We start from the raw sequence: 8845 nt of genomic DNA, 5'->3' as shown, positions 1-8845 counted from the left end.
GTTCAGCAGAATTTCGCGCACAAGTGTTAATCCAATACCCTGACCATCTTTTTTAGTGCTAAAAAACGGACTGAACAGCTGTTCGGTATCCTGTTGGGAAATCCCTTTTCCGGTATCCGAAATGGTAAGAATATGTTTTGCCTGATTTAGGGATATTTTTATTGTTCCGGCACTTCCGATCGCTTCTATTGCATTTTTAACAATATTAATAAGGGCTTGCTCCATCTGCTCTACGTCGGCAAAGATGAAGTAGGGCTGGTTGGATATTTCAATCTCGATGGAAATATTTTTTTCGCTTGCAGGATAATACATCAGTTCCGATACCGAGGTAATCAGTGCTACCAGGTCTGTTTTCTTCCTGTTTGCTTCGGGTAATTTAACCAGATCGGCGAAATTCCGCATAAAAATATTCAGGTTTTGGTTGCGGTCTACAGCAACTTTCATTGCATTTTTCAGTGAAGAATCATTTTCATTTAACCACAGATTCTGTTGTGACAATGCGGTATTGATAATCGAATTTACCGGCCCAACGGTATTGTTCACCTCATGCGCCATCATCCTGATTACTTTACTATAAACGCCTTTTTCGGCTGCGAAAATCTCGGCCGTTAATTCTTCCATCATAATAAAAATGCGCTCAAAACCACGGTCAATAAACCTCGATTTCTGTATTTTATAGGTATGCAGTCCGTTGGTACGAAGTGTTTTGGAGCTGCCTGTTTGCATACCGTGCAAATGGTTTTCGAGCAGATTTGGATTTTCGGCCAAAATTTCTGTCGCTTTAGGGTTAATCTGTTTAACCTGACCATCAAAATCCAGAATGATAATGCCCGTTGGAGAAGTTTGTACCAGTTTTTCGAGAAAAAAATGCTGTTCCTGCTGTTTGGTACGTTCAGTTCTCAGCTCATCAATCATCCGGTTGTATACATCTACCAGTTCATCTACTTCCTTTTTGCCGGTGAGGATGAATTTAACATTAAAGTCTTTGTCCTTAATAGCTGAAATGCCCTGCCGTAAGTAGGTGAGGGGGGCAATGAGCTGTTTATATAAATTAAGCGAAATCACCACTGAAATGATGATGCATACCTCTACCAATAAAAAAATAAGCTTACTTTTCTCAAAAATAAAGTAACTCATTACCAAACAGGTGAGGTGCAGTATGGCCAGGAAAAGGATGTACTTAGTCTTCAGTTTCATTAAAAGGGATCTGGTATTTTTCCAATCTGCGGTATAGTGCGTTCCGGGTAATGCCCAACGATGCTGCGGCCCTGGTGATGCGGTTTTTATGGAAATTCATGGCCTGTTTAACCATTTCGGCTTCCATCTGATCTAAGGTCATGGTACCCACGCCAGGTAATTTTACCTTCTCGTTTTTCTGCGGCGATAAATTTAACTGCGATTTAAAATCATCAATGCCGAGCTCGTTTTTGCTGCTGATTAACACGGTACGTTCTACCAGGTTTTTTAACTGCCTGATGTTGCCTGGTAAAGGCAGTTGCTGCAACCAGCGAATGGCCTGTGGCGAAACCGATAAATCTGGCCGGCTGTATATTTCTTTCAGGTTGCTGATAAAAAAGTTTACCAGTAACGGAATATCTGATGACCGCTCGCGCAAAGCAGGCAGATGGATCGTAATTAAATTGATGCGGTACAATAAATCTTCCCTGAACAAGCCTGCTGATACCATTTCGTTCAGGTTTTTATTGGTGGCACAAACTATGCGGGTATCAACTGTTTTGGTGCGGCTGCTCCCTAAAACCTCGTAAGTCCTATCTTGCAGTACCCTGAGCAGTTTAACCTGGCTGGAAGCTTCCAGATCGCCTATTTCATCTAAAAAAATAGTCCCTTTATTCGCCATTTCGAACCGGCCTGTCCTGTCGAACCTTGCATCGGTAAATGCACCGCGTACGTGGCCGAACATTTCGCTTTCAAAAAGTGAAGAGGAAATACCGCCAAGATTAACCTTTACAAAGGGCTTGTTAACACGGTTACTGTTTTCGTGGATGGCCTCGGCAATCAGTTCCTTACCCGTTCCGCTTTCGCCTGTAATCAGAATGGAAGCATTGGTAGAGGCTACACGGCCAATGGTTTCGAGGATAGTTAACAATCCGGTATCTTCTCCGATGATCTGGTTAAAGTGGTACTTTTTATCCAGCTCTTTTCTGCTTCTGGAGATTGCTTTTTTACCGTTCAGCTGCAGTAAGGTATCAACCGATTGCAGTACGTAATCGTTGCTCCAGGGTTTATTGATAAAATCGTTTGCCCCCAGTTTCATGCCCTGCACCGCCAGTGCTATACTCGCCCAGCCGGTGATTAAAATAATGGGAAGGTTGACATCAAAGGCCCTTATTTTTTTTAGCAGCTCCATGCCCTCTTTCCCCGAGGTATCGATAGAAAAGTTCAGATCCAGTATAACAAGCTCAGGCTTTTGGGCTTTAACCACCTCAAAAGCCTGAACCGGACCGTTGGCAGTAACAATTTCATTTCCAACGCTTTTTAAAAGAAGTGAAAGTGAAGTTTGTACCGCTATATCGTCATCAACAATTAATATCATAAGCGAAGTTAAGATAAGTATTATTCTTCATGCAATGCAATAGCCGGATGGATGGCTGCCGCCTGCTTGCCGGGGTACAGCGAACAGAGCAGTACCAGTACATAAATAAATATCACCGATAGTAAAATGGCAATAAAATAGGCGCTAGCCGGAATATTGAAAACACTCATCAAAGGAAACTGAACCGCAAAAAAACAGCCTACTATTAATGAAATGGTTGCCAATATCATCGCTTCCATAATCAATTGGTTGGAAACCGAATTTCCACTAGCGCCAATTGCCCTACGCAGACCAATTTCTGCTTTTCTTTTATTGATATTATACCACAAAACCCCAAAAAGGCCCAAGGCTACATTGATGATCAGAAATGAAGCGATAATGATAAAAATAACCATTGGGATAATGGTAACTCCATTTTTCGAATCCCGCATTTGATCGAGGTGTTTGATTTCGACAGCATTTTTTACCGAGGTAGCCATAAATTTATACAGCTGGCTTTCGAAATTTGCATCGGCACCCTCCCGTACTTTGATCAGAATGTTATGGGTATCCCTATAATAGCCCGAATCGAGTTGAACGAACATGGCATTACCGGCAGGAGCAAAATCTCCGTTTGATTTAACATCCTGTACCACGCCAAGCACTTTCATTTTTTCTTTATCGTCGTAATCGCCAATCAATTTTCCTGTAGCGTTCGTATTCCCAAATACCGCTTTTTTAAGGGTTTCGTTAATTACGATACCTTTATTTTTGCTAACCAGATCTTCGGGCATAAACCACCTTCCCTCCAACAGCGAAACGTTCCATACTTTTTTGTAATCCGTACCGACAACAAAATGGCTCACCATGTTAAATTTTTTGCCATTCTGTGTCAGGCCAGTGCTCATAAAGCTGTCTGAATAAGGAAAATTGCCGCTCGAAAAGGTAACTTCCTCAATCTGGGGCATCGATTTTAATGATTTGTTAAGGTTCTCGTAAAAAATGGCAAGCGAATCCCTGTTTTTGGTCAGCTCGCCGTTTTCATAGTAAATAGACCAGACTTTTTTATAATCAAACCCCAGGGGTTTGCTATAATTCTGATAATAATAGGTAAGGAAAGAAAAAACCGCAAATATCACCAGAAAAGAAACCAGGATTTCGGAAAGGAACAGGAAATTCTGTTTCCTTTTGTTCCATATCAATTTAAATAAGTGTTTAAACATAATAATATCTTTTTAGGGGTTATTGGGCTTTAAGGGCCTTAACAATATTTAATTTCGACATCCTCCAGGCAGGGTAAACCCCTGATAGCAGTCCGAAAAATACGCAGGCAATCAGGCTATAGCACAATACGGTAAAGTTCATGCTCAGGCGCATGTTCGACACGATGTTTGCCCCGTTGATTAAATAGATAACGATAACAGAGAGCACTAAACCGATAAGGGCCCCTAAAAAAGTGAGGATCAGGTTTTCGATGATAAACTGATAAACAAGCGTTTTTGATGAAGCACCGAATGCTTTGCGTACCCCGATTTCTGATGAACGTTCCATAATCCGTGTGATATTGATGTTAACCAGATTGATGGTTGGCAACAATAAAAACAGCAGCACAAAAAGGCTGATGATCGAAATGGCTTTAGTTAATCCATCGTTTGTACCATCGCCGGCAATCCTCCTCGTCATACTGGCAAAATAAGGGTCTGCGTTGCAGTATAATCTGTCAAAATCCTTAGGAATAGGTACTTTTTTGATCATCAGATCGTATTCCCTTTTCATTTTAGGTAAATCTGCCTCACTTTTCGCGAGTAGAACGGCACCAAAACCACCCATTAAATTCGTGCTTTTGTAATCCTTGGATAGGGTATAGGGAATATACATATCGGCACAAAAGTTCTGTAGCGTTTTGGAAACATTGCTAACCACGCCAATTACCCTGTAGTTAATGTTATCGGCAGAAATGTATTTTCCGATTACATTTTGCTCGTCACCGAAGTAATCTTTTTTTGTTTCTTCCGAAATTACGGCCACCAGTTCGGCATTATCGATTTCGCGTTGCTGGAAAGCTTTGCCCTCTAAAAATTTATACTCCAGTATATTCCAGAAATCGGCATTGGTGTATTTATATTCGATAACCAGTTTTTTATTGTTCACATAAGCGTTTGAGGCTTTTGCAGAACTGGAAATACCGATTTTCTGCACTGTTTTAAGTGTAGAAACATAGTGATCGAGGAAATAATAGGATACATCACTTCTGTTCATCCAGCCTTCTTTAGAATTCTTGAATTCCATGCTGGTAACATAAAGCGAGCGGTTTCTTTTATAATCGGGGTAATCAGGACTTAAAACCTTATCCATAAAGGCGGTTGCCACCATCAAAATGGTTAAGGTAAAGCTGATTCCGAAAAGGCTGATGAAGGTGAAGAACTTTCTCCGCTTCAATACAGCTATGGCTATTTTAAAGTAGTTTTTTAGCATAATAAGGGCTTATTGAACTTGTGAACCATCAAATAACCGCACCAAACGGTGTGTTTTATGCGCCATGCTTTCGTCGTGCGTAACCATCACAATGGTAGTGCCCTCATTTTTATTGAGGTTGATGAGGATATCCATAATTTCGTTCCCCATGGCACTGTCCAGGTTTCCTGTTGGCTCATCGGCCAAAATAATCTGCGGATTGCCTACAATTGCCCTGGCAATGGCTACGCGCTGCCGCTGTCCGCCCGAAAGCTGCGATGGGAAATGTTTTAAACGGTTGCTCAAACCAACTTTTTCCAAAGCTGCGGTGGCCAATAATTTACGCTCTTTGGCAGATGAGTTGCGGTATAACAGGGGTAGCTCTACATTATCCAATACCCGTAAATCGTTAATGAGGTGGTAGCTTTGAAAAATAAATCCCAGTTTCTGGTTCCTGAATCTGGCCAGTTTTTGGTCGGAAAAACGGCTGATATCCTGCTCATCAATTTTTATGCTTCCCTTTGATGGTTCATCCAACAGGCCCATAATGTTAAGCAATGTACTTTTTCCACAGCCCGATGGCCCCATAATGGAAAGGAATTCGCCTTTGGCAATGTCCAAACTGATCCCATTGATGGCGAGGGTCTCCACTGTATCCGTCCGGTAAACTTTTTCAATGTTGTTTAAGCGTATCATAATGTATAATTAGTAATTAAGATTTATTAATAGGTTATTTTTCTGTTTTTTTCGAAATCGTAAAGCGATAGGTAACGCAACTGGTAGTAGGCACCCCAGAAATCGCGTAACGATGAAACATAATCGCGTTTGGCCCTGTCGTTTTCCTGGAAAGCAATACTGAGGTCGGTAATGCTCAAATTACCCAGTACATAACGTTCGCTGGCTATTTTGTACTTTTCTGCCGCAATTTTTTCGGCTTTATCGGTTAGCTGGATCTGCTCTTTCATCATATTGAAAAGCGTTACCTGTGTTACAATTTCCTGTTTAAATGTCTGCTTATCCTGCTCTACCGTATAAGTGATCAACTGCTCGTTTGCCTGGGCCGTTTTGGTACGTGATTTTGATCTTCCCCAATCCATTACCGGGATAGAAAGCTGTAATTCTACCGTTTGCTGGTTTTTTGGCGAACGGTAAATGTCGAAAGCACGGTTTGCTGCATTAGAGAAACCCAGGTTGGCCCTTAATGTGGCTGTTAAACCGTTTTCTCCCTTGGCTTTTGCTACATCTCTTTTGGCTTCGGCCAGTCGACGGATAAAACCAATGGCTTCCGATCGGTTTTCGAAAGCTTCGCTGAGTACTTTTTCGGCAGCCACCGTCATTTGCGAAACTATCGAAGGCATGTCCAGTTTAATCCTGTCACTACCTTCGATGCCCACATAGCTGCGGAGGTTAAGTGTTGCAATTTCTACATCGCGTTTGGCCGTTCCAACCGCTTTTTGCGCATTTAAAACTTCGAGCTGAAGTTGTAAAATCTCATTTTTGGAAATTTTGCCCAGTTCGAACTTGGTATCGGCAATGTTTAAAATACGTTTGGTATTGGTGTAGTTTAAGTCGGCAATGTTCAGGTTTACCTGTGCCAGTAATAAATCGAAGAAATATTCGGTAACGGTAATGGCAATCTTTTCCTGTGTTTCTATAAAAACCTGTTTGCTTTCATTAAACTTTAAAGGCTCTATTTTTTTGTCCCACTTCAGGTTGTTAAACTGCAGCAGGGGCTGTGTATACCCGATGCCGTAAGGAATACCATTGTACAGCACGCTGTTCCTGTCGAAATCATCAAAACGCTGTAATTGTGTGGTTCCATAAATGGTTCCACCGGTTGCGGCAATACTTTGTGTAAAATTTAATGTCAGCGATGAGTTATCGTAATGTACCGGTTGAAAAAGAATGCTTCCGTTAGGTTGCTGCACCTGTGTATAGCTTTTGGTATAGCCCGGTAAAATCCCCTCTAAAGCCAGCTGCGGCTGATAATTTGATTTAAACGTGCGCCATTCCCAATATTTGGTTTCTTTTACTGTAATGGCCTGTTTGGCTGCAATAGAATTGGATTTGGCCATTTCTACTACCTGTAGCAAGGTTAGCCGCAGGGTATCGGCCTTTTGAAAGGCAAAACCTCTAAAACCGATAAGCGTTAATGCAGTAAGTATAAATTTTATCCACATAATTTTAATTACTGATGGTGATGGTTTTGGTGTTTTTATACTCGCCCATATCAGAAGTGATTACTTCGTCGCCTGCTTTTAAACCGCTCAAAATTTCTACATAATCGAAATTAATTAAGCCTGTTTTAATTGAACGGCGTTCTGCAATCCCGTTTTTTAGCACGAAAACATCCTGAAGATTGGAACCATTAAATGCAGGGCCGTTAGCAACCCGTAGAACGTCGTTTCTGATAGCTGTAACGAGAAAAACATCAACTTTTTGGTTCGGGCGCAGCTCCTTGCTGTCTTTTTGGTTCAGTTGGATATCGAATGAAACAATGGCGTTATTTACCGCAGGTGAAATGTTTACCACCGAACCGCGCAACTGGGTATTGCCGATGCGGATAATAGCCGTCATGTTATTGTGGATTTTATCCAACAGGTTGTCCGGCATGCTGCCGGCTACTTTAAAACCGCTTAAGTCGGCAATTCTTACCAACGCATCGCCTTCGTGCACACTTGCACCTATATTTTTGTTTACCCAGGTAATTACTCCTGGCCGGGTGGCAATTAAATCGGCCAGATCGAGTTTACGTTTCAAGGCATCCAGATCTTTTCTTTGTATGGCCAGGGCGATCTCTGCTTCCCTGATCTCGATTTTCATCGTCTGTTGTTTGCTTTTGATCTCGTTTTCCAACTGAAGTTTTTCCAGTTCCGCAACTTTCAGGTTCAATTCGGCGGCTTCTACATCCTCCTTGGTTCCGCCGCCTGCTTTTAACAGCCTTTTTGCTGAAGAAACAGCATCATTAAGGTTGCTGATACGCAGTTGTTTAATACTGTTATTCGATTTGATGTCGTAAAAACTTTTCTCCAGGTCTAATTTCAGTTTACTGATCTCGTTCTCTTTCGATTCCATCTGGAACTGCAGTTTGCCATAATCTGTTTCGCTCACCGATTTATCGAGCAATAAAATCGATTGTCCTTTTTTTACTTTGTTGCCGGCATCCATCAGCACATTTTTTATCGATGCATTAATCGGACTGGTTAAAACCTCTTCAAATTCGGGCAGCACTTCGCCGGTTGCGTTAATGGTATTTTCGATGATCCCGGTTTCCACTTTAGCTGTGGTAAAATCAGCAAGGCTTAAAGAGGGTTTAAAAAAGAACCTCACCAGCCATATTCCGATTACCAATACAATAATGATGGTGAAAATGAGGAGATAGGTTTTTTTCTTTTTTTGTGAAGAAACTTCTTCTTCAATGATTTTGTCCATTTAAAAATAATTTACACCAGGCTTTACAAGAGCGGTGCCATAATTATTTTGCTGAAATTCAGTGTTTTATGTTTTTGTTCGGTTTTAAAAATGCCCGAAATCGAACATCTTGTTTGTTATCGGGCAATATGGTTGTTAGTTGGGATTTCTGCTAGTCGGGATTTGTAATCCCGGCTTGAGTGTTTGTAATCCTTGTTGAACGACTTTAATGCGAGTGGTTCGTGGAGACACGAACCACGGGAACACGAACCACGGGAAAAAGTTAGTTGGGATTTGCAATCCTGACTTAAGAGCCAAGGATTTTTAATCCTTATTAGTGGATTATAAATCCACAGTACAAAGGTCGGGATTACAAATTCCGATAAACATCACTACCGTGTGGACACAATTCCAAAGATATTTTTTTTCGCTCCTATGCCGCGGGGC

At 41.4% G+C, this 8845-nt stretch carries 7 protein-coding genes; all 7 read right to left on the bottom strand.

Annotation, left to right across the window (positions count from 1 at the left end; all coding sequences use genetic code 11):
* The coding region (locus B2V92_RS05575; RefSeq protein WP_293305524.1) for a sensor histidine kinase at positions 1 to 1197 on the bottom strand (1197 nt) is incomplete at its 3' end.
* The gene (locus B2V92_RS05570; protein ID WP_293305522.1) at positions 1181 to 2554 is read right to left on the bottom strand and encodes a sigma-54-dependent transcriptional regulator; all 1374 of its coding nucleotides are present in this window, start codon (positions 2552 to 2554) and stop codon (positions 1181 to 1183) included. The genes B2V92_RS05575 and B2V92_RS05570, both read right to left, overlap by 17 nt.
* A gap of 20 nt (positions 2555 to 2574) precedes the next feature.
* Positions 2575 to 3756, bottom strand: a complete 1182-nt coding sequence (locus B2V92_RS05565) for an ABC transporter permease (protein WP_293305520.1) — start codon at positions 3754 to 3756, stop codon at positions 2575 to 2577.
* 19 nt (positions 3757 to 3775) lie between these two features.
* On the bottom strand, positions 3776 to 5008 hold the full coding sequence (locus B2V92_RS05560; protein ID WP_293305517.1) for an ABC transporter permease: 1233 nt from the start codon (positions 5006 to 5008) through the stop codon (positions 3776 to 3778).
* 9 nt (positions 5009 to 5017) lie between these two features.
* A complete protein-coding gene (locus B2V92_RS05555) occupies positions 5018 to 5683 on the bottom strand; it encodes an ABC transporter ATP-binding protein (RefSeq protein WP_293305514.1) in 666 nt (221 codons plus the stop codon).
* 26 nt (positions 5684 to 5709) lie between these two features.
* A complete protein-coding gene (locus B2V92_RS05550) occupies positions 5710 to 7167 on the bottom strand; it encodes a TolC family protein (RefSeq protein WP_293305511.1) in 1458 nt (485 codons plus the stop codon).
* 4 nt (positions 7168 to 7171) lie between these two features.
* Positions 7172 to 8419 (bottom strand): efflux RND transporter periplasmic adaptor subunit, encoded by a 1248-nt coding sequence (locus tag B2V92_RS05545; RefSeq protein WP_293305509.1) that lies wholly within the window; start codon positions 8417 to 8419, stop codon positions 7172 to 7174.
* Positions 8420 to 8845: the final 426 nt, after the last annotated feature.

Origin of the sequence: Pedobacter sp. UBA5917, from assembly GCF_002432345.1 — a bacterium.
Lineage (GTDB): Bacteria > Bacteroidota > Bacteroidia > Sphingobacteriales > Sphingobacteriaceae > Pedobacter.
This window is presented reverse-complemented; position numbering and strand designations above follow the sequence as displayed.